We start from the raw sequence: 19,790 nt of genomic DNA on the forward strand, positions 1-19,790 counted from the left end.
ACATCGAGACCACCGAGGACGCGACCGAAGAGGCCGGAGGGCTGACAGGGTCTCCCCGAGTCCCGCCCGCAGCCGCGATCCTGGCGTCCACTCTCACCTCTCCAGGGGGCCAACGCATGGTGTTCCACAGTGAGTACGAGGCCGTTTCCACCCTCTCCCTGCCCATTCACGACGCCGTGCTCGGCCGCGCCGCCGAGTACGGGGACGCCCCGGCCCTCGTCGACGGGGCCGGAGGGCTGACCCTCTCCTACGGGCAGGTCGACGCCTTTCACCGGCGGGTCGCCGCCGGGCTCGTGGGGGCCGGGGTGCGCAAGGGGGACGTGCTCGCGCTGCACAGCCCCAACACCGTGCTGTTCCCCATCGCGTTCTACGCCGCCACCCGCGCCGGCGCGTCCGTCACCACCGTGCATCCGCTCGCCACGCCCGAGGAGTTCGCCAAGCAGCTGCGCGACTCCTCCGCGCGGTGGATCGTCACCGTCTCACCGCTGCTCGCCGCCGCCCGTGCGGCGGCCGGACTCGCGGGCGGAATCGAGGAGATCTTCGTCTGCGACCAGGCGCCGGAGGGGGAGGGCGTCCGCTCGCTGCAGGGCTTCCTCGGCCGCGCCGAAGACCTCCCCGAGATCGCCGTCGACCCCGACCGGGACGTCGCCGCCCTCCCGTACTCCTCCGGCACCACCGGCGTCCCCAAGGGCGTCATGCTCACCCACACCTCCATCGCCACCAACCTGGCCCAGCTGGAGCCGGTCATCCCGATGGGCCCGGGTGACCGCATTCTTGCGATATTGCCCTTCTTCCACATCTACGGGCTCACCGCCCTGATGAACGCGCCCCTCCGCCGGGGCGCCACCGTCGTCGTCCTGCCCCGCTTCGAACTCGACACCTTCCTCGGCGCCATCCAGGAGCACCGGATCAACGGCCTGTACGTCGCCCCGCCGATCGTGCTCGCGCTCGCCAAGCACCCGGCCGTCGCCGACTACGACCTCTCGTCCCTGGAGTACGTCGTCAGCGCCGCCGCCCCGCTCGACGCGGCCCTCGCCCAGGCGTGCGCGGCCCGGCTCGGGCTGCCGCCGGTCCTCCAGGCGTACGGCATGACGGAGCTGTCCCCGGGCACCCACGTCGTCCCGCTCGGCGCCGCGAACCCCCCGCCCGGCACCGTCGGCAAGCTGCTGCCCTCCACCGAGATGCGCATCCTGTCCCTCGACGACCCGGCGAAGGACGCGGAGCCCGGCGAGGAGGGCGAGGTCGCCATCCGGGGGCCGCAGGTCATGAAGGGATACCTCGGCCGGCCCGACGCCACCGCCGCGATGATCGACGCCGACGGGTGGGTGCACACCGGCGACATCGGCCGCGTCGACGCGGACGGCTGGCTGTTCGTCGTCGACCGCGTCAAGGAACTCATCAAGTACAAGGGCTTCCAGGTCGCCCCCGCCGAACTCGAAGCGCTCCTCCTCACCCACGAGGGGATCGCCGACGCCGCCGTCATCGGCGTCACCGACGCGGAAGGGACCGAGACGCCCAGGGCCTTCGTCGTACGCCAGCCCGCCGCGTCCGGCCTCACCGCCGAGGACGTCATGGCGTACGTCGCCGCCCGGGTGTCCCCGTACAAGAAGGTCCGCAGCGTCGAGTTCATCGACACCGTGCCCCGGGCGGCCTCCGGGAAGATCCTCCGCAGGGAATTGAGGGACCGCGCATGACCCTGGTCGCCGTCACCGAGGAGCGGGGCGTCACCACGCTCGCGCTGGACTCCCCGGCCAACCGCAACGCCCTGTCGGCCGCGCTCGTCACCGAACTCGCCGGTGCGCTCACCGCCTGCGGCAAGGACCCGGCGGTCCGGGCCGTCGTCCTCACCCACACCGGCTCGACGTTCAGCGCGGGCGCCGACCTGAAGGGCCCCGCGAGCCCGTACGCCTTCGTGGACCTGCTCCGGCAGCTCGTCGAGCTGCCGAAACCGGTCGTCGGTCATGTCACCGGGCACGTACGGGCCGGGGGTCTCGGGCTGCTCGGCGCCTGCGACCTCGTGATGGCGGGGGAGAAGGCGGACTTCGCCCTCACCGAGGTACGGATCGGGGTCGCGCCCGCCGTCATCTCCCTCACCCTCCTCCCCAGGCTCGAACCGCGCGCGGCGGCCCGCTACTACCTGACGGGCGAGCGGTTCGGCGTCCCCGAGGCGATCGGCATGGGCCTCGTGACGGCCGGCGAGGAGGCCCTTCCGTCCGTCCTCGACTCCTTCCGCGCCGCCTCCCCGCAGGGCCTGCGGGAGGCGAAGAGGCTGGTCACCGCTAGAGTCCTGGAGACCTTCGAACGTGACGCGGAGGACCTGGTGCGGAGGTCGGCCACGCTCTTCGCCTCGGCGGAGGCGCGCGAGGGGATGACGGCCTTCCTCGAACGACGGGACCCCGCATGGCGGCTCTGACCGCGCAGAACCAGCCGAAGCCGGACCGCAACCCGAAGCCGGACCGCAACCCCAAGCAGGACCGCAGCCGGGCCACCCGGCAGCGCCTGCTGGAGGCCGCCGTGGCCTGTCTGGCCGAGCACGGCTGGGCCGGGTCCACCGTCGCCGTCGTCGCCGAGCGGGCCGGAGTGTCCCGGGGGGCCGCCCAGCACCACTTCCCGACCCGCGAGGACCTGTTCACCGCCGCCGTCGAGTACGTCGCCGAGGAACGCTCGCAGGCCCTGCGGGAGGTCCGTACGGACGACCGCGAACAGGCCGTCGCCGCCCTCGTCGGCCTCTACACCGGGCCCCTCTTCCGGGCCGCGCTCCACCTCTGGGTCGCCGCCTCCGACGAGGAGCAGCTCCGTGAGCGGGTCACGGAGCTGGAGGCCCGCGTCGGACGCGAGTCGCACCGGATCGCCGTGGAGGTGCTCGGCGCGGACGAGTCCCGCCCGGGAGTCCGGGAGACCGTGCAGGGTCTCCTGGACATGGCCCGGGGCCTGGGCCTCGCGACCCTCCTGACGGACGACCGCGCCCGCCGGGACCGTGTGGTGTCCCAGTGGGCGCGGCTGGTCAACGAGGCGCTGAGCGACTAGACGCCCGGGATCTCCCGCGCCCGGAAGGCGTCGCGCACGGCGTTCGCCGCCGTCGTCCCGTACATCTTCTGCGCGGTCGCGACCGTCGTCAGGGCCGCGTCCTTGAAGCTGGTGTCGGCGGCGAAGCCGAACTGGGCGTTCACGATGATCCGGTCGGCCGTGCGGGCGCCGAGCTTGCCCCGGATGTCGAAGAGCGCCCGGGACCAGATCTCGCCGTCCGCGTGGACCTCGCCCTCGCGGTCCGCGTACGTCTTGGTGCCGTCGAGGCGGCGCAGGCAGTGCGGGGCGGCGGTGTAGCCGGTCGAGTCCCAGTCGCCGACGCAGGCCAGGTCGGCCTTCATCGGCCAGCCGTACTTCGTGACCGCGTTCGTACCGACCTCCACGGCCAGGTAGTCGCCGAAGGCCTCGCCGATCGCGCCGGCCTCCGGGGACGAACCGAAGCCCGACACCTGGGCGTTGTGCACGGCGTGGCCGTACTCGTGGACGATCACCTCGGCGTCCTCGGCGTCGTCCACCCCGCCCTTGCCGAAGCGGATCTCGTCCTTCTTGTCGGTGAAGAAGGAGTTGTCGGCGCCCCACTGGTTGAGGCGGACCTGCTGCACCCGGTCGTTGGCGCCGGGCAGCTCGCTGCCGAAGCCGAGGCCCTGGAGGTACTCCTGCGCCTCGTTGACCCAGAAGTACGCCATGACCTGCTCGAACCCGTCGTCCGAGCGGTCGTACGAGGCGGCGCCGGCGACCGCGGCGGGCTTGCCGGTCTCCGAGCGGACGGCGGCCCACCGGCCGGACAGCCCGCCGCTCGCGTCGAGGTTCCGCAGCGTGACGGTGGCGTACGCGGAGGCGGGCACGTCGCTCGCCGCGTCCTTGTGGTCGGCGAGGGTCTGGTCGCCCGAGGACTGCACCGGGTTCACCATGAAGACCCGGGCCTGGGGGAGCGGGGCGGCCGAGGCGCCGGCGGAGGGGAGGAGCGCGGCGGTGGCGGCGGCCACGGTGGCGGTGGCCGCGGCGATCATGCCGCGGGACGGGCGGCGACTCATGGACATCCTCCTGCGTTGGGATGCTGCGACGAGATGATTGGCATGCGCTTGACATGCGTGGCGGTGATCTTCGCGTACCGCCGCCCCTTTGAACACCCCCGCACCACCGACCGCCGGACGTGACGCGGACCACAGTCGAACCCGCCCCTCCGCAGTACGCTGGTCGCATGCCTACGCTCGTACGCCGTCGCCACGTGGACTTCGTCCGCGTCACGAGCATGAGCTGTCGCCGCTCCGCCTGACCCTCACGGCACCGGGGCCACACCACGCCCCCCGCCCACGGGTCCCTCGTCCAGAGCCCCTGCCGACCGGCACCCGTGGCCCCCGCCCCACCCCTGGCGGCCGCCCCGGGCACCCGTAGACCCCGCGGACGCATCCATGACTCGCAGCTCGTACACCTCGCAGCTCCCCATCGTCGACCTCTCCGCCGCCGACCGGGACCCGCAGGCCCGCCGGCTCCTCCACGCGCAGCTCCACTCCGCCGCCCACGACGTCGGCTTCTTCCAGCTCGTCGGGCACGGCGTCACCGAGGCCGAGACCCGGGCCCTGACCTCCGCGACGCACGCCTTCTTCGCGCTGCCCGAGGCCGACCGGCTCGCCCTCGACAACATCAACTCGCCGCACTTCCGCGGCTACACCCGCATCGGCGACGAACGCACCGCCGGCGCCCGCGACTGGCGCGACCAGCTCGACATCGGCGCCGAGCGCCCCGCGCACGTCCCCGCCCCCTGGGAAGCCCCCTACTGGTGGCTCGAAGGCCCCAACCAGTGGCCCGGGGCCCTCCCCGAGCTGCGGACCGCCGCCCTGCACTGGATCGACCGGCTCAGCGGCGTCGCCGAGCGCCTGCTGCACGAGCTGCTGGCCTCCATCGGCGCGCCCGCGGGCTTCTACGACGACATCTTCGGACCGCGCGCCCACCCGCACCTCAAGCTGGTGCGCTACCCGGGCAGCAGCGGCGAGGGCGACGAGCAGGGCGTCGGCGCGCACAAGGACTACGGTTTCCTCACCCTGCTCCTCCAGGACCAGGTGGGCGGGCTCCAGGTGCAGCGCGAGGACGGCGAGTTCCATGAAGTGCCGCCGCTGCCAGGCGCGTTCGTCGTGAACCTGGGCGAGCTGCTCGAAGTGGCGACGAACGGCTATCTGGTCGCCACCAACCACCGGGTCGTCTCACCGCCCGGGGCGACGGAGCGCTACTCCGTTCCGTTCTTCTACAACCCGCGGCTCGACGCCCGCATCGAACCGCTGGTCTTCCCGTACGCGGGGACGGCGCCCGGCGTCACGGCCGACCCGGCGAACCCGCTGTTCGCCGAGTACGGGCGCAACGAGCTGAAGGGCAAGATGCGGGCGCACCCGCTGGTGGCGGCCCGCCACCACGCGGACCTGCTGCTCCACCCGGAGGCGCAGCCGGCGCTGTCGGTCTAGCGGGTACGGCCGCCGGGTACGGCCGCGACGAGCCGAAGGGCAAGATGCGGGCGCACCCGCCCAGCCGGTACGGCTTCCGCCGCGCGTGCGACGACGGCCCCGACTGTGCGGGTCGGGCCGTCGTCGTGGCGGGGGGCGGGAGCAGGGTCAGCCCGCGATGTCCGCGTAACCCTCGATCTCGCGAGGGTCCCGCTGGCCGGGGCCCGTGTAGCGGGCCGACGGGCGCACGAGGCGGCCGGTGCGCTTCTGCTCCAGGATGTGCGCCGACCATCCGGCGGTACGCGCGCACGTGAACATCGACGTGAACATGTGCGCGGGGACCTCGGCGAAGTCGAGGACGATGGCCGCCCAGAACTCCACGTTCGTCGCGAGGACGCGGTCGGGGCGCCGGTTGTGCAGCTCCTCAAGGGCGGCCTGCTCCAGGGCCGCGGCCACCTCGTAGCGGGGGGCGTCCAGCTCCTTGGCGGTGCGCCGCAGCACGCGCGCGCGAGGGTCCTCGGCGCGGTAGACGCGGTGGCCGAAGCCCATCAGGCGCTCACCCTTGTCGAGGGCCTGCTTCACCCACGCGGTGGCGTCGCCGGTCCGCTCGATCTCCTCGATCATGCCGAGGACGCGGGAGGGCGCGCCGCCGTGCAGCGGGCCGGACATCGCGCCGACGGCGCCGGAGAGGGAGGCGGCCACGTCGGCGCCGGTGGAGGCGATCACGCGCGCGGTGAAGGTCGACGCGTTCATGCCGTGCTCGGCGGCGGAGGTCCAGTAGGCGTCGACGGCCTTCACGTGCTTCGGGTCGGGCTCGCCGCGCCAGCGGATCATGAAGCGCTCGACGACCGACTCGGCCTTGTCGATCTCGCTCTGCGGGACCATCGCGAGGCCCTGGCCGCGCGCGGACTGCGCGACGTACGAGAGGGCCATGACGGCGGCGCGGGCGAGGTCGTCGCGGGCCTGCTCGGCGGAGATGTCCAGGAGCGGTTTGAGGCCCCACACGGGCGCGAGCATCGCGAGCGCGGACTGCACGTCGACCCGGATGTCGCCGGAGTGCACCGGGATCGGGAAGGGTTCGGCGGCCGGCAGGCCCGGGTTGAAGGCGCCGTCGACGAGGAGGCCCCAGACGTTGCCGAACGAGACGTGACCGACGAGGTCCTCGATGTCGACGCCGCGGTAGCGGAGGGCGCCGCCTTCCTTGTCGGGTTCGGCGATCTCCGTCTCGAACGCGACGACTCCTTCGAGCCCGGGTACGAAGTCGGACATCAGGCGGCTCCTCTAATCGATGATCGATCAACCGTGTACTGGTCGGTCGTCGGGATTCAACAGTCGTCCAGCCCCAGAGTCTGTACGGTTCCGATGATGCGGGGAAGCGTGACATCCGGCACACTGCGCCGATCCGGCGACTGAGGATTGGCGGCGGGCGGTGCCGGGCAAACTGAGGCGCTGTCGCACAATGGCTCCGTGACCGATCCCGTGACCGACGCCCTGGATCCCGCCGACATGCGCGAGCAGTACCGCACCACGGAGCTGTCCGCCGCCGACCTCGCGCCCGAGCCGATCGCGCAGTTCACCCGCTGGTTCAAGGAGACCGCCGCCAACCCGGCGATCCACGAGCCGAACGCGATGATCGTCTCCACGGCGTCGCCCGACGGCCGCCCCTCCTCCCGGACCGTCCTGCTCAAGCACTACGACCGGGCCGGATTCGTCTTCTTCACCAACTACGACTCCCGCAAGGGCAGGGAGACCGCGGCCAACCCGTACACCTCGCTGCTCTTCCCCTGGCACCCGCTGGCCCGCCAGGTCATCGTCACCGGCCGCGCCGAGCGCGTCGGCCGCGACGAGACCGCCGCCTACTTCCGCACCCGCCCGCACGGCTCGCAGCTCGGCGCCTGGGCGAGCCGCCAGTCCTCGGTGATCGCCTCCCGCGCGGAACTCCTCGCCCGCTACGAGGAACTGGCCGCCCGCTACCCCGAGGGCTCCCAGGTCCCGGTCCCGCCGGAGTGGGGCGGCATCAGGGTCGTCCCGGACGCCGTCGAGTTCTGGCAGGGCCACGAGAACCGCCTCCACGACCGCCTCCGCTACGTCCGCGAGGGCGGCCCCCGGGGCGAGACCTGGCGGGTGGAACGACTCGCCCCCTGAGGGCCCCGGAGTCCGGCGCCCGGGGGCCGGGGGGCGGGGTCCGGCGGCCACCCCCTCCCGCCCGAATTCGTATGCGTTTCCGCGATGCAACGATTTCGGTGAAGGTGATGTGCTCTGCGTCACGTTCCAGTTGAATGGCCGCAGCATGGGGGGTGCGGCATGAGTGCATTCACGGGGTCCGCGAGCGAGACCGCTTCCGTTCCCGGAGCGGGGGCCGATCTGCTGGCCGCGCTGCTCGACGGGATGGACGCGGCGCTCTGCGCCTTCGACGCCGACGGGACGGTCACACACTGGAACCGTGAGGCCGAGCGGATCCTCGGCTGGTCCGCGGCCGAGGCCGTCGGGCGCCGGGGCTTCGAGGGGTGGGGCGCGCGCAGCGCCGATTCCGAGGACATCCTGCGCCGGCTGATGGGCGTCATGAAGGGCCCCGGACGGCAGGTCCACGAGCTGGCGCTGCTCCGCAAGGACGGCGGCCGGGTGCTCGTCCGCAGCCAGGCCGCCGGCGTGCGCGGCGCGGACGGCGCACCGGCGGGCGTGTACTGCGCGTTCAGCGAGGTCCACGTACAGCTCGACCTGGAGCGTTCGGTGGCCCTCAGCGAGGCCCTCTTCGAGGACGCCTCCTGGGGAGTCGTCCTCGTCGACGCCGACCTGCGCCCCGCCATGGTCAACGGTCACGCCGCCCGCGCCTTCGGCACCGGGCGTACGGCCCTGCTCGGGCGCCCGCTGGGCGATGTCGTCGTCCAGGGCGCCGAGGAGCTGGAGGCCGCCCTGCAGCACGTCCTCGCGGAGGGCAGCCCGCCCGCGCCCGCCGAGGTGTGGGTGACGCTGCGGACCTCCGCCGGGGAGCGCCGCAGATGCTGGCGCAGCGGCTTCCTGCGGCTGGCCTCGCCGATGGCGGAGGAGCCGGTGCCGCTGGGCGTGGCCTGGCTGTTCCAGGACGTCACGGAGGAGCGGCTGGCGGCCCGGGAGGCGGACCGGCTGCGGTTCCGGTGGAGCCAGCTGCACCGGGCGGGCGCGGCGGCGGCGGAGTGCGAGGACCCCGCGGAGGCCGCGGCCGTCCTGCTCGACTTCGCCCTGGCCGGGTTCGCCGACCACGCCCTGGTGGACCGTCCGGCGGGGGAGCGGCGCCTCACCCGGGTCCTGGCCACCCCGGCGGGCGGCGCCCCCGGCCCGTCCTCGCCGGTCGTGGGCGGCGGCATCCCGCTGCGGTACGGGCCGAGGCATCCGGCGCTCCAGGCCTGGGACCGGGTGGGCACGGTACGGGCGAGCGCGGGCCGCACGGCCGAGGTGTGGGCGGAGGCCCACCAGTGGCCCGGGGACGCGGCGCACGCGGTGTGCGTGCCCCTGCGCTCCCGGGGCCGGACCCTCGGCGTCGTCACCTTCCTGCGCGCCGCGTGCCGTCCCCCGTTCGAGCGGGACGACGTGGCCCTCGCGGAGGCGGTGGCGACGCGCGTGGCGGCGGCGCTGGACCTGGGCGACAGGCCTTAGGGGGCCTGGACCGCCGCGGCAGGCAGCGAGGAGGTCCGGATTCTGCCGGGGTCCGGCATGGACGGTCCGGGCGGGGCAGGACGACCATGAGGGCTTCCGGTCGGACCGGAAGAGGGGGATCCCATGGCGTGGATGGTGGGAGCGGGCATGCTCCTGGGGGTAGTGGTGATGGCGCTGGGCGTGGTGACGCTCCGGACGGGCTGGGTCCCGCCCTGGACGCGCAGGCACGTCACCAGGCCTCGGCTCCAGGGCATCGGAGCCCTGCTGGTGGGCCTGGCCGTCTTCCTGCCGGGCCTGGTGTACTTCGGCGTCCTGCAGGGCCTCTCCTGGGAGGCCCGGTTCTTCGGCCAGCTCGCCCTGATGTTCTCCGGCCTCGTCTGCGTCGCCATGAGCCAGCTGCTGCCGCCCGCGCACGGGAAGACCCCGCGGGGGAGGGCCTCGCAGCCGGCCGCCTAGTGCCGGACCGCCCGGCGTCGGCCGCCCGGCGTCGGCCGCCCGGCGTCGGCCGCCCGGCGTCGGACCGCCCGGCGTCCGCCGCCCGGCGTCGGACCGCCCGGCGTCCGCCGCCCGGCGTCGGACCGCCCGGCGTCCGCCGCCCGGCACCGGCCGCCCGGCGCCGGTCAGTGCCGGTAGAAGATCCGGTCGCCGTACTCCGCCATCACGCGGCCGTTCCACTCGTGCCCGCCGTCGACGTTTCCGGAGCGCAGCAGCGGCGGCTCGATGCCGCGGCGGACCAGTTCCTCGGCGGCGGCGGCCATCGTGGCCTGCATGAGGGCGCTGGTGACGACGGTGGACGCGGGGGCGAAGGGCGCCTCGATGCCCTCGTGGGTGAGTTCGGCGTCGCCGATGGCGATCTTCGAGTCGAGGACGATGTCGCAGTGGTCCTTGAGGTACGTCCCCGAGACGTGCCGGGACCTCGTCTCCGTCCCGTACGCCACCGAGGTGACACCGATGACGGTGAGGCCGAGCGCGCGGGCGTTCATCGCCATCTCGACGGGCAGGGCGTTCCGCCCGGAGAGCGAGATGATGATCAGGACGTCCCCGGCTGTGGCGGGGGAGGAGTCCAGGACCGCTCCGGCGAGCCCGTCGACCCGTTCGAGGGCGGAGCCGAGCGTCGCGGGCATGACGTCGACGCCGACGACCCCCGGGACCACGAGCAGGTTCATCAGGGCGAGGCCGCCGGCCCGGTAGACGACGTCCTGGGCGGCGAGCGAGGAGTGGCCCGCGCCGAAGGCGAAGAGCCGGTTGCCGTTCGCGACGGCCTCCGCGATGGCCGCGCCCGCGGCGGCGATCTCGGCCGAGTCGCCGTCCCGCACCTGCTGGAGCAGGCCGATCGCGGCGTCGAAGAACTGTCCGGCCAGTTTGCTCTCGCCCGCGCTGTCGCCCATTCCGGAAGCTCCTTCTCGTCGCCGTGGTGTCGCCGTCGTGTCATGGTCGTGCCCTGGTCGCCGATCACGGTGCGGTCTGGACCATTGCTCTGTCAATACCGCCTTCACCGCGCCTTCACCCGGTGCGGCCCGGTTGTCGGCGCGATGCGTCAGAATTGGTGCAGGGCCAGCGCACGACTCATCGAGGGGCACGTATGTCCGGACTGATCGACACAACGGAGATGTATCTCCGCACCATCCTCGAGCTTGAGGAGGAAGGTGTGGTCCCCATGCGCGCCCGGATCGCCGAGCGGCTCGACCAGAGCGGCCCGACGGTGAGCCAGACGGTCGCCCGGATGGAGCGCGACGGCCTGGTGGCCGTCGCCAGCGACCGGCACCTGGAGCTCACGGACGAGGGCCGCCGCCTCGCCACCCGCGTCATGCGCAAGCACCGCCTCGCGGAGTGCCTGCTCGTCGACGTGATCGGCCTGGAGTGGGAGCAGGTGCACGCCGAGGCCTGCCGCTGGGAGCACGTGATGAGCGAGGCCGTGGAGCGGCGGGTCCTCGAACTGCTGCGTCACCCGACGGAGTCGCCGTACGGGAACCCGATCCCGGGCCTCGAAGAGCTGGGCGAGAAGGCGGAGGCCGAGGCCTTCCTCGACGACTCGATGGTGTCGCTGGCGGACCTGGACGCGAGCGAGGGCAAGACGGTGGTGGTGCGGCGGATCGGCGAGCCGATCCAGACGGACGCCCAGCTGATGTACACGCTGCGGCGCGCGGGCGTGCAGCCCGGCTCCGTGGTGTCGGTGACGGAGTCCGCCGGCGGTGTCCTGGTGGGCAGCAGCGGCGAGGCGGCCGAGCTGCGCGCGGAGGTCGCGGCGCACGTGTTCGTCGCGAAGCGCTGAGTCAGGGCGGATGAGAAGGGGGCGCCCCGCCGTGACCGGCGGGGCGCCCCCTTCCGCGCTGGGTCCTCGTCGGAGGGCGAACTCCAGGGCCTCGTCGCCGCGCGGGCGGACCTCCTGGACGGCGGTCGGGGGACGCGGGTGACCTTCCGGTCCCGCCTGACGATGAGCGGGCCGGGATCGGGGAGCGCGTCGGTGTCCCCCTTGGCGCGGACCCGGGAGCCGAGCACGGCCGGATGACCGACGGCGGGGGCTGTTGGTTGTACGGGGGGAGATCACGGCATCGACTCGGTTCGGCCTCGGTGGTCCAACGAACCGCCGCGCGCCCCGGTTTACGCCGGAATCGCCACGCCCGCGCCCTGGCCGTGCCACGCTGGTACGGGCTGCACGCGAAGGGGTGGGGAGTGGGGGTGGGGGCATGCGGGCTGCGGACGACAGAGGGCCCCGGCGCCCTTGGGCGCCGGGGCCTGTCCTCCCCTGTGCTGACCTGGAGCCCCGAGCTCTCAAGGTCAATCCCGTCGGACCCCATTTCCCCGAGCGGTCCGCCTCCCGTTCAAGATCTCCCCTCGGCGGCGGCTGCCAATCCTTGAGGGCTGTCACTCGAACGAGGGGTGTTGTGTGGCAGGAGCGCATTTTCGAATGCGAGTTCGATAGTCTGGCGTGGTTCGACGGGAAAGAGGGGGTGCCAGGGATGGCGCGACGACTCGACGTCACCGGAGCCGACGGTGTTCGGCTGGCGGCCTGGGAGTTCACGCCAGGGACCGCGTCCCCGAGGACCGGACCCGGGGTCTTACTCCTCCACGGCCTGATGGGGCACGCCGCCCACTGGGCCCCGGCGGTCGCCCGGCTCGGGGCGGGCCCCGGCTCCCCGTACCCCCGGACCGTCGCCCTCGACCAGCGCGGGCACGGGCACAGCGCGGGGCCCGCCGCCGCCTTCACCCGTGAGGCGTACGTGACGGACGCGGCGGCGGCGGTCGAACAGCTCGGCCTCGGCCCGGTGACCCTCATCGGCCACTCCATGGGCGCCCTCACCGCCTGGCAGCTGGCCGCCGAGCGCCCCGACCTGGTCCGCGCCCTGGTCATCTGCGACATGCGGGCCTCCGCGCTCGGCGCGGCCTCGCAGCGCGAATGGCGGGACTGGTTCCGCCGCTGGCCCGCGCCGTTCCCGTCGCTCGACGCCGTCCGCGGCTGGTTCGGCGAGGAGGACCCGTGGGTCGAGCGCCCCAACCCCGCCCGGGGCGCCTTCTTCGCCGAGGTGATGACCGAGCGCCCGGACGGCTGGCGCCCGGTCTTCGACCCGGAGCAGATGCTGACCTCCCGCGAGACCTGGGTGCACGACGCCCACTGGGACTCGCTCGCCCAGGTCCGCTGCCCCACCCTGGTCCTCCGCGGCCTGGACGGCGAGCTGGGCCGGGCGGAGGCCCAGGAGATGGTCCGGGTGCTGCCCCACGGGTCGTACGCGGAGATCCCCGACGCGGGCCATCTCCTCCACTACACCCACCCGGAGGCCTGGAGCGAGGCCGTGGAGCCCTTCCTCAACGGCGTGCTCACGCCGTAGACCTCGAGAACCCGGTCTGCCCATCCCCGGTGGTCTGGCCTGGGTCGCGCTGTGCCGCGCACCGCCCACGCGACCGCCCCGCCCTCACTCCAGGGGCGGGGCAGTTTCCGTCACCCCGCGTCGAGCCTCTACCTTGAACTCCGACGGAAACTACAAGTAGCTTCAAGCGTAAGTGAGTTGGGGCAATGGCGGCAGATCCGGCGGATACGGTGTCCGTCAGCGGGTTCGGGTTCGGGGACTACTACCGGGCGCATGCGGGGCCGCTCGTCGCCCTGTCGCTGCTGCGGGGCGCGGACCTGATGGAGGCGGCGCGACTCGCCCAGGACTCGATGGCAGTGGCCCGACGGTGGATGGACCTGCCGGCCGCGAACGTGGTCGGGGCCGCGAAGGACACCAGGACCCCCGTGGTCACCGCGCAGGCGCTGCGGTCTTGGACGTGCCGGATGACCGTCGGCGGCGGCTGCGGAGTGCTCCGCCCGGCGCACGAGGCGGTGCCCGCCCTCCTGGGGAAGGGCAGCACCGACGCCCTGGTGCGGGCCCGGACGGTGGTGGCGCTCGCCCCGCTGAGAGAGTTGAACGAGCGCCAGCTCAACGTCACTGCCTTTCGGCTGGCCGGCTGCGCGCCGGGAGCGATCGCGTACGAGCTGGGCCTGTCGATGCCGAAGGTGCACCGCACCCTGCGCCACGTCGGCAAGCTGCTCGAAGCGGAGACAGGGGCACGGCACGACACAGGTGCCGAGGCACCGGAGGAGGCCGAGGGGTCCGGGGCGGCCGAGGGGACCGCGGAGGCGGACGCCAGGTTCGCGGAGCTGCTGCGCGAGCTGGCCGCCGCGCTGGATCCCGTACTCGACCTGCGGGCCGGGCTGGACGAGGTGAGCGGCTCCATGGGCGGAGACGGGACCACCGCTCGCCGCGCCCCCGTACCGCCGCTGTGGAACCTCGGCCCTTCGCTCCCCGTGCCGCCCTTCGGCGCACCAGTGCTGCACTCGTTCGCCGAGCCCGCGCCATCTGGAGTGCGGGCCTACGCGGCCGGCCTCGCCCGGTGCGACGCGCAGGGCCGCGAGGCTGCGCTCGGCGGGTTTCCCGCGGTCGAGCTGGCGGCCGTGCGGCTCGGAGCGGTGCTCGCCCTTCAGGTGGAGCGATTCCGGCGGGAGGCGGAGAGGTCCGGGACACGGGCCACCAGAGACGAGTTCCGGAGAGAGGACGCCCGCGCGTTCGCGGTCGCACTGGCACAGGACGCCGCGCTCGCCGCGCCGATGTTCGACGCGGTGAAGGACCTCGACGTCCCGCGCCGCATCGGCTTCCTGGCGGCGGGCCTCGCCCATGACGACCCCTGGACGAACGAGGTCTCCTACGACGGGATCGAAGCGTCCCTCGCCCTGGCCCAGTTCCGGCGCGCGGCGGTGCGGGCGGCGCTGCGCGCCTTGCACCGGCCCGGGGCGGACGCCTCTCCTCGGTCCGGCGGCTCGCTCGCCGAGGCCCTCACGCACTCCCTGAGCGCCGCCCACCGGATGATCCACCAGCTCGACGAACTGAACGGCGACCTTTCACGTGCCGAGTCGACACTGCCGGACGGCTACTACGTCGACATGACCCGGGACTTCGACCTCCACCAGAGTTTCCACGCGGACCTGGCCTTCGGCATCGACGCCGTCCGGGAGGCGCTGTCGCAGCCCTAGCACTCCTGCCGGACTTTGATGTTTTGCCTGGTCAACGGCTTGGGCGTGGGGAGTGCGGCGGGGCGGCGTCGCCTCCGCCGCCCGGAGGTCCGGGGTCCTACTGGGTGCGGAAGTCCACCACCGGGGGGAGAGTCCACCGGCTCGGGTCCGGGACCAGGGTGTTGCCACGGCGGGCCGCGGGCAGTGCGCCCATGACGGCGAGGGCGGCGACGATGCCGAGGAGCGCGCTGAGTTCGTCCGAGACGAGGCCGAGGAGGACCGGGGTCAGGGCGGCCAGGGCGAGGGCGAGCCACAGCAGCATCCGGCCGTGGACGGCGGGGCGGAAGTACGGGCGGGGGCGCACCGGACGGGCCCGCAGACCGGGCGTGGTGGCGTGCAGGTTCGTGGGGTCGGTCAGGTAGCGGTCGGTGTAGTCGAGGGCCGCGTAGCCCCACACCATGTCGCCGGTGTCGGCGATGACGGCCACCGGGTACGCCGGGCGGTTGCTGTTCCGGGTGGCGGCGAGCACCGGCTGCCACCGCTCCGGCCAGTAGACCCAGACCTGGCGCCCCTTGAACCGGGGGCCGAAGAAGGCGAGTTGATTGCGGGCGTGGTCCGGGCCCATGAGCGTGCTGAGGAGGCCGTGGGTGCCGTACCACTTCCCCTTGGCGTCCTGGAGCTTCAGGTGCTGGGCGTGCTCGACCGGCGGGTCGATGAGCTTGGTGCAGTCCTCGGGCACGATCCGGTTCCACTCGCCGCCCGCCGACTCGAAGCGGACGGCGATCACCCGGCCCGCCCTGGCGTCCGCGGCGAGCAGCCGCTGCGCCTCCGGAAGCCGCCGTACGAGCAGGTGCTTGACCGTCAGGAAGAGGACGACGGCCGTCCAGGTGAAGAGCGGCAGGGCGCCCAGGACGACGTAGGCGATGTGGACCTCGCCGTGGGCGGCGTACCGGAACACGGCCCAGGGCGCGAAGGCGTAGACCGTCGCACCGGCCGTCAGGTACCAGTCGACGGGGTTGCGCGGCAGGACGGACGGCAGGGCCGTCATGGGCCCGGGTGCCGGCTCCGGCGGGCCGAGCGGCGCCTCTCGCCGGGTGAGCAGGGCCCATGCGCCGGTGCAGGCCGTCGTCGCGAGGACGGCGGCCAGGACGTCCCAGCGGGCGCCGTCGGTCCTGTCGTGGACGAGGAAGAGGACGACGGCGACGGCGGCGCAGACCAGGGCGGCGGCGCGCAGGGATTCGGTGACGGTGTGTCTCACGGGAGTCCTGGGGGTCGGCCCGACACGGGCGGCAGGGAGGAAGATCGGCTCAACGTACCGACGCCGCCGGGGCGGACGGAACCCTTCCCGCCGGCCCCGCGTCAGCGGCCCGGGACAGGTCCCGGGCCGGGGCTCCGGGACAGGTGCCAGACCTGGAGCTCGCCGGTCTCGGCCGGGGCGAGCGCTTCGGCGGGACGCCGCTCGCCCGCCGTGAACCCGAGCCGGGCGGGAACGGCGCCGCTCGCCAGGTTCGCCGGATCGTGGACGATCTCGACGCGCTCGACACCGGGCATCAGGAACGCCTCCTCGACGAGCGCGCGGGCCGCCCGGGTCACCACCCCGCGGCCGGTCGCGGCCGGATGCAGCCAGTAGCCGACCTCCAGGGCGCCGTCCGGGGTGTCCTCGTGCCGGTGCAGCCCGCAGGAGCCGACGAGGGCGCCGTCGAGCACGATCGCGTACGTGTAGGAGTCACCGCTCGCCCACTGCGCGGCCAGCCCCGAGAGGAAGGCGGTCGCCCGGTCGGGGCTGTGCTCGGCGGCCCAGGGCATCCACGGCCGCAGATGGTCGAGCGACTCCTCGACGACCCGCAGGAACTCGGGCAGGTCCGCCCCGGCGTCGAACACGCGCAGGGTGAGCGCGTCGTCGAGGGCGATCACGGGCCTGGGTACGGCGAGGAGGTCCATGCGGCGAGGATCGTACGGGGCACCCGCCGCGGGCAAGGGAATTCGGCGGGCAGGGGGCGGGCGCGGGCCGGGAGGCCAGCGGCCGGGGAGCCGGTCCGCGACCGGTGCGCGCGACGCGAGACGCAGGTCACATTCCGTCGTGTCACATCCCGGAGGGCCCGTCCCGTCCTGGGGGTGTAGTCAACGACCCCGACGGAGGAGCCCGCCATGACCGCTCGCCTGAACATGTTCGCCGGCCAGATCTCCGGCAAGGTCTGGAAGCACGTCATCGCCGCCGACCAGGCCCTCGCGGACTCGACCCTGCCGCACGCGACGCGGGAACTCGTGAAGATCCGGGCCAGCCAGATCAACGGCTGCGCCTACTGCCTCGACATGCACACCAAGGACGCCACCGCCGCCGGTGAGACCTCGGTGCGCCTCCACCTCGTCGCCGCCTGGCGGGAGGCCACCGTCTTCACCGACGCCGAGCGCGCGGCCCTCGAACTGACCGAGCACGGCACCCGCCTGGCCGACGGCGGCGGCGTCTCGGACGAGGTCTGGGAGAACGCGGCCAAGCACTTCGACGAGGAGCAGCTCGCCGCGCTCGTCGCCCAGATCGCGATCATCAACGCCTTCAACCGGGGCAACGCCATCATCCAGCAGCCGGCCGGCGACTACCGCCCGGGCCGGCACGGCTGACACAAGGTCGCCGTCACCGTCACCACGACCGCCGCCCCGCCCCGTAACCGCCCTTCCCCGTAAAGGAGACAGCCGTGAACATCGCGCTGTGGATCGTCGCCGGACTCCTCGCCGCCGCCTACCTGGCCGGTGGCATGTACAAGGTCGTCGTCCCCAAGACGAAGATCGCCGCCGCCGGTCCGAGCGGGCAGTGGGTCGACGACTTCAGCGCGGGGAGCGTGAAGGCCATCGGCGCCCTGGAGGTCCTGGGGGCCGTCGGGCTGGTGCTGCCCGCCGTGCGCGGCACGGCGCCGGTCCTGGTGCCACTGGCCGGGGTGGGGCTGATGATCGTCATGGCGGGAGCGGCGGTCGTACGGGTACGGCGCAACGAACTGAAGCTCGTGGCCGTGGACCTGGCCTACCTGGTCCTCATCGGCTTCGTGGTCTGGGGCCGCTTCGGCCCGGAGGCCTTCACGGGCTGAGCGCCATGCCGTGGGCCCCGGGACGGACGTCCGTCCCGGGGCCCACGGCTGCGCGGACTCAGCCGAGCTGGGCGAGGAAGGCGGCCCAGGCGGTGGGGGAGACCTCGAAGGACGGGATCAGGGTGTCCTTGGAGTCCCGGACGTGGACGGTGTGGGGGCAGGTGGCGACCTCGACGCAGTTGCCACCCTGGTCGCCGCTGTAGCTGCTCTTGAACCAGTTGAGGTCGGTGCTCATAGCTTTCGTGCCACCTGTTCGATGAGTTGTGCGGATTCCTCCGGGGTGAAGGCCTGCGTGTCCCAGCGCCTCCTGCGAAATGCCCGCCCGTTCGCGGTGGAAGCGCAAGAGTGCACCGAAGGCCTTCGCGGCCCCCGGGCCTCTCTTTCTCTCGTTGTTCACACCCGACCTCCCCGAGTGCACAGTCCTGCACAAACGGACTGTGTCGCTGGTCACAGGAGAACACGGCCTCCAAGCTGGCCGCATGAATCTGCGCAAGTCGCTTGACGCGGTGCCTTCTTGGGTGCCTGCGACCGGTCACGCCCTCCGTCACGCGGGCGTGCACTTCGACGCCGTACGGATCGGCGGCTTCATCGGTGAGGACGTGGCCTACCGGCTGATGGAGTTCACGGACTTCCAGGCGGGCCCGATCGTGCGGGCGGCGACGGGGGAGCGGAACTACTACTTCCTGCTACCGCCGCAGACCGTCGGGGACTTCGCGTGGCCGGCGCCCGCGAGGGCGCTGGGCCGGAACGGGCGTAGTGAGGCGTTCGTAGGGATTCCGGCGCTGTACGGGGTGACCTGGCCGCTGGACTGGAGGTCGCGGCCGACAATCGAAGATCCGTTCGTGGAGCCGGAGTTGTTGCATCGTACGGTGATGTGTGCGGTACGGTAACCGCAAAATCACGCTCCGTGAGATATGGAGCGGCCCTCGGGGGTGCACCAACACGCCCCGAGGGCCTTCACGCCCAGTGGAATCTAGAGGTCCACCAGAAATGCTTCGGCATGCTATCGCTCCTGTTCGGTGTTTCACCAAGGTCTCGAACAGTGTCGTGCGACACCCGCGTCTGAACAGCGACGCGAAGCTCCTCCTCATCTACGTCCAGGGCCTCCCCGAGACCGACGGCAGCAAGCCGCTCGGGGAGCACGCCGCCGACCTGGGCATGCGGCCCCGGGCGTACCACCGGGCCAAGGTCTGCCTGACGGAGTGCGGCTACCTCCACGAGTGGAAGTGGCAGAGCCGGAGGGGGCATTGGGTGACCGAGCAGCTGCTCTCGAACGTCACCCTCACGTGTGAGCAGGCGAACGGGCTCCGGGACGGGGTACCGGCCGGGTCTCCGGCGGACGGGGAACCGACTACCGGTTTTCGGAGTGTCCGGCAGCCCGCGACTCAACCGGTAGACAAAGACGGAGACAAGACTTCTCCCCACCCACCCACCAAAGAGCGGCCGCAGCGTCCGGAACCGGCCCCGGCCCCGGAAGCCGCCCCGGAACCGGAGCGGGACCCGGATCCGGAGCCGCACCCCGAGCCCGCCGCCGCCCCCGAGCCCGCCGCCGACCCCGAGCGCGCCGCCGCCCCGGAGGCGCCGTCGACGCCCGAGAGCCCGGCCGCCCCCGAAGTCGTGGAAGCCGAGCGGGTGCTGCTGTCGCTGCGGCATCAGAACCGGGACCTGCTGCTCGGGGTCAGGGAGGCCCGTGGGCTGGCGGAGGCGGCGGCGGAATGGCTGCGGAGGGGGGTGTCCGTCGCGGACCTGCGTCATGCGCTGACGGCGCATCTGCCGCGCGGCGGGGTCCGTTCGGCGGCGGGCTTCCTCCGGCACCGCCTGACGGAGAAGCTCCCGGCCGGGCCCGCCCCGGCCCGTACGGCGGTGTCCGAACCGGCCGGGACGCGTGTCGCCGAGCTGGTGACCTGCGACGGCCCCGGCAACACGCACGTCTTCCGGCCCACGGCCGACGAGACCTTCTGCGGCCCCTGCCGCACGGAGGAGGCCTGGAAGGCCCACGCCCGCAGCTTCCAGCCCGAAACCGGCGTCGCGATCCCCTGGCGGGAACGCGTGGAAGCGATCGTCCAGGCGCTCCCGTCCTGAGATCGCAGGGGTGGCCGGCGGCGCCGGGAACGCCGCCGGCCAAGGCCT

Annotated in this window: 20 protein-coding genes; 14 read left to right on the plus strand and 6 right to left on the minus strand. The window is 73.2% G+C overall.

Features of this window, described 5'->3' with window-relative positions; all coding sequences use genetic code 11:
* Positions 1-116 precede the first annotated feature (116 nt).
* Genes V4Y03_RS19590 through V4Y03_RS19600 form a run of 3 tightly spaced genes read left to right on the plus strand, consistent with a single transcriptional unit; the run spans position 117 to position 3,027 of the window.
* On the plus strand, positions 117-1,694 hold the full coding sequence (locus V4Y03_RS19590) for an AMP-binding protein (RefSeq protein ID WP_332435764.1): 1,578 nt from the start codon (positions 117-119) through the stop codon (positions 1,692-1,694).
* On the plus strand, positions 1,691-2,413 hold the full coding sequence (locus V4Y03_RS19595) for an enoyl-CoA hydratase family protein (RefSeq protein WP_317875374.1): 723 nt from the start codon (positions 1,691-1,693) through the stop codon (positions 2,411-2,413). Before V4Y03_RS19590 ends, V4Y03_RS19595 begins: the two co-directional genes overlap by 4 nt.
* On the plus strand, positions 2,401-3,027 hold the full coding sequence (locus tag V4Y03_RS19600; protein ID WP_332435765.1) for a TetR/AcrR family transcriptional regulator: 627 nt from the start codon (positions 2,401-2,403) through the stop codon (positions 3,025-3,027). The genes V4Y03_RS19595 and V4Y03_RS19600 overlap by 13 nt, the downstream gene beginning before the upstream one ends.
* Here the strand turns inward: V4Y03_RS19600 and V4Y03_RS19605 are convergent.
* Positions 3,024-4,061 carry a M4 family metallopeptidase gene (locus tag V4Y03_RS19605; RefSeq protein ID WP_332435766.1) on the minus strand — a complete coding sequence of 346 codons (1,038 nt, stop codon included), beginning with the start codon at positions 4,059-4,061 and terminating at the stop codon, positions 3,024-3,026. The genes V4Y03_RS19600 and V4Y03_RS19605 overlap by 4 nt on opposite strands.
* 378 nt (positions 4,062-4,439) lie before the next feature.
* Between V4Y03_RS19605 and V4Y03_RS19610 the strand changes: the two genes are divergently transcribed.
* Positions 4,440-5,483: an isopenicillin N synthase family dioxygenase gene (locus tag V4Y03_RS19610; RefSeq protein ID WP_332435767.1), complete on the plus strand. Its 1,044-nt coding sequence runs from the start codon at positions 4,440-4,442 to the stop codon at positions 5,481-5,483.
* Positions 5,484-5,630: 147 nt separating this feature from the next.
* Here the strand turns inward: V4Y03_RS19610 and V4Y03_RS19615 are convergent, their stop codons facing one another.
* On the minus strand, positions 5,631-6,731 hold the full coding sequence (locus tag V4Y03_RS19615; protein WP_317875370.1) for a citrate synthase 2: 1,101 nt from the start codon (positions 6,729-6,731) through the stop codon (positions 5,631-5,633).
* A gap of 237 nt (positions 6,732-6,968) precedes the next feature.
* Between V4Y03_RS19615 and pdxH the strand changes: the two genes are divergently transcribed.
* The 3 genes from pdxH (at position 6,969) to V4Y03_RS19630 (ending at position 9,551) form a co-directional block, all read left to right on the plus strand.
* Positions 6,969-7,607: a pyridoxamine 5'-phosphate oxidase gene (gene pdxH / locus V4Y03_RS19620; RefSeq protein ID WP_332437232.1), complete on the plus strand. Its 639-nt coding sequence runs from the start codon at positions 6,969-6,971 to the stop codon at positions 7,605-7,607.
* A gap of 159 nt (positions 7,608-7,766) precedes the next feature.
* On the plus strand, positions 7,767-9,095 hold the full coding sequence (locus tag V4Y03_RS19625; RefSeq protein ID WP_332435768.1) for a PAS domain-containing protein: 1,329 nt from the start codon (positions 7,767-7,769) through the stop codon (positions 9,093-9,095).
* A gap of 123 nt (positions 9,096-9,218) precedes the next feature.
* Entirely contained in the window at positions 9,219-9,551 is a 333-nt protein-coding gene (locus tag V4Y03_RS19630; protein WP_332435769.1) for a hypothetical protein, read from the plus strand.
* A gap of 164 nt (positions 9,552-9,715) precedes the next feature.
* Here the strand turns inward: V4Y03_RS19630 and V4Y03_RS19635 are convergent, their stop codons facing one another.
* A complete protein-coding gene (locus tag V4Y03_RS19635) occupies positions 9,716-10,483 on the minus strand; it encodes an SIS domain-containing protein (protein WP_317876059.1) in 768 nt (255 codons plus the stop codon).
* A 194-nt stretch (positions 10,484-10,677) separates the two neighbouring features.
* Here V4Y03_RS19635 and V4Y03_RS19640 point away from each other — a divergent pair, with 194 nt between their 5' ends.
* The 3 genes from V4Y03_RS19640 to V4Y03_RS19650 all read left to right on the plus strand — a co-directional run bounded on the left by V4Y03_RS19640 (position 10,678) and on the right by V4Y03_RS19650 (position 14,601).
* Complete coding sequence (locus V4Y03_RS19640) at positions 10,678-11,367, plus strand: metal-dependent transcriptional regulator (RefSeq protein ID WP_317876058.1); 690 nt, start codon at positions 10,678-10,680, stop codon at positions 11,365-11,367.
* A 688-nt stretch (positions 11,368-12,055) separates the two neighbouring features.
* Positions 12,056-12,922 (plus strand): alpha/beta fold hydrolase, encoded by an 867-nt coding sequence (locus tag V4Y03_RS19645; protein ID WP_332435770.1) that lies wholly within the window; start codon positions 12,056-12,058, stop codon positions 12,920-12,922.
* 185 nt (positions 12,923-13,107) lie between these two features.
* Positions 13,108-14,601 (plus strand): hypothetical protein, encoded by a 1,494-nt coding sequence (locus tag V4Y03_RS19650; protein ID WP_332435771.1) that lies wholly within the window; start codon positions 13,108-13,110, stop codon positions 14,599-14,601.
* A 97-nt stretch (positions 14,602-14,698) separates the two neighbouring features.
* Here the strand turns inward: V4Y03_RS19650 and V4Y03_RS19655 are convergent, their stop codons facing one another.
* Positions 14,699-15,838, minus strand: coding sequence for a hypothetical protein (locus V4Y03_RS19655; protein WP_332435772.1), 1,140 nt, complete (start codon positions 15,836-15,838; stop codon positions 14,699-14,701).
* A gap of 101 nt (positions 15,839-15,939) precedes the next feature.
* The gene (locus V4Y03_RS19660) at positions 15,940-16,521 is read right to left on the minus strand and encodes a GNAT family N-acetyltransferase (RefSeq protein WP_332435773.1); all 582 of its coding nucleotides are present in this window, start codon (positions 16,519-16,521) and stop codon (positions 15,940-15,942) included.
* A gap of 207 nt (positions 16,522-16,728) precedes the next feature.
* On the opposite strand from V4Y03_RS19660, the gene V4Y03_RS19665 reads away from it, so the two are divergent.
* A complete protein-coding gene (locus V4Y03_RS19665) occupies positions 16,729-17,199 on the plus strand; it encodes a carboxymuconolactone decarboxylase family protein (protein ID WP_332435774.1) in 471 nt (156 codons plus the stop codon).
* A gap of 74 nt (positions 17,200-17,273) precedes the next feature.
* The gene (locus V4Y03_RS19670) at positions 17,274-17,660 is read left to right on the plus strand and encodes a DoxX family protein (protein WP_332435775.1); all 387 of its coding nucleotides are present in this window, start codon (positions 17,274-17,276) and stop codon (positions 17,658-17,660) included.
* Between the two features lie 58 nt (positions 17,661-17,718).
* Here the strand turns inward: V4Y03_RS19670 and V4Y03_RS19675 are convergent, their stop codons facing one another.
* On the minus strand, positions 17,719-17,895 hold the full coding sequence (locus tag V4Y03_RS19675) for a DUF397 domain-containing protein (protein ID WP_332435776.1): 177 nt from the start codon (positions 17,893-17,895) through the stop codon (positions 17,719-17,721).
* A 283-nt stretch (positions 17,896-18,178) separates the two neighbouring features.
* On the opposite strand from V4Y03_RS19675, the gene V4Y03_RS19680 reads away from it, so the two are divergent.
* Both V4Y03_RS19680 and V4Y03_RS19685 read left to right on the plus strand, forming a co-directional pair.
* On the plus strand, positions 18,179-18,550 hold the full coding sequence (locus V4Y03_RS19680; protein WP_443079802.1) for a hypothetical protein: 372 nt from the start codon (positions 18,179-18,181) through the stop codon (positions 18,548-18,550).
* Positions 18,551-18,707: 157 nt separating this feature from the next.
* Entirely contained in the window at positions 18,708-19,742 is a 1,035-nt protein-coding gene (locus tag V4Y03_RS19685) for a hypothetical protein (protein ID WP_332435778.1), read from the plus strand.
* The last annotated feature ends 48 nt before the right edge of the window (positions 19,743-19,790 follow it).

It is taken from the genome of Streptomyces sp. P9-A4 (assembly GCF_036634195.1).
GTDB lineage: Bacteria > Actinomycetota > Actinomycetes > Streptomycetales > Streptomycetaceae > Streptomyces.

Coding starts and splice junctions, on each gene's coding strand:
- V4Y03_RS19630 (WP_332435769.1), top strand. CDS start 9,219: ATGGCGTGGATGGTGGGAGCGGGCATGCTCCTGGGGGTAGTGGTGATG.
- V4Y03_RS19615 (WP_317875370.1), bottom strand. CDS start 6,731: ATGTCCGACTTCGTACCCGGGCTCGAAGGAGTCGTCGCGTTCGAGACG.
- V4Y03_RS19660 (WP_332435773.1), bottom strand. CDS start 16,521: ATGGACCTCCTCGCCGTACCCAGGCCCGTGATCGCCCTCGACGACGCG.
- V4Y03_RS19610 (WP_332435767.1), top strand. CDS start 4,440: ATGACTCGCAGCTCGTACACCTCGCAGCTCCCCATCGTCGACCTCTCC.
- V4Y03_RS19600 (WP_332435765.1), top strand. CDS start 2,401: ATGGCGGCTCTGACCGCGCAGAACCAGCCGAAGCCGGACCGCAACCCG.
- V4Y03_RS19595 (WP_317875374.1), top strand. CDS start 1,691: ATGACCCTGGTCGCCGTCACCGAGGAGCGGGGCGTCACCACGCTCGCG.
- V4Y03_RS19590 (WP_332435764.1), top strand. CDS start 117: ATGGTGTTCCACAGTGAGTACGAGGCCGTTTCCACCCTCTCCCTGCCC.
- V4Y03_RS19650 (WP_332435771.1), top strand. CDS start 13,108: ATGGCGGCAGATCCGGCGGATACGGTGTCCGTCAGCGGGTTCGGGTTC.
- V4Y03_RS19625 (WP_332435768.1), top strand. CDS start 7,767: ATGAGTGCATTCACGGGGTCCGCGAGCGAGACCGCTTCCGTTCCCGGA.
- V4Y03_RS19665 (WP_332435774.1), top strand. CDS start 16,729: ATGACCGCTCGCCTGAACATGTTCGCCGGCCAGATCTCCGGCAAGGTC.
- V4Y03_RS19645 (WP_332435770.1), top strand. CDS start 12,056: ATGGCGCGACGACTCGACGTCACCGGAGCCGACGGTGTTCGGCTGGCG.
- V4Y03_RS19605 (WP_332435766.1), bottom strand. CDS start 4,061: ATGAGTCGCCGCCCGTCCCGCGGCATGATCGCCGCGGCCACCGCCACC.
- V4Y03_RS19675 (WP_332435776.1), bottom strand. CDS start 17,895: ATGAGCACCGACCTCAACTGGTTCAAGAGCAGCTACAGCGGCGACCAG.
- V4Y03_RS19640 (WP_317876058.1), top strand. CDS start 10,678: ATGTCCGGACTGATCGACACAACGGAGATGTATCTCCGCACCATCCTC.
- V4Y03_RS19635 (WP_317876059.1), bottom strand. CDS start 10,483: ATGGGCGACAGCGCGGGCGAGAGCAAACTGGCCGGACAGTTCTTCGAC.
- pdxH (WP_332437232.1), top strand. CDS start 6,969: ATGCGCGAGCAGTACCGCACCACGGAGCTGTCCGCCGCCGACCTCGCG.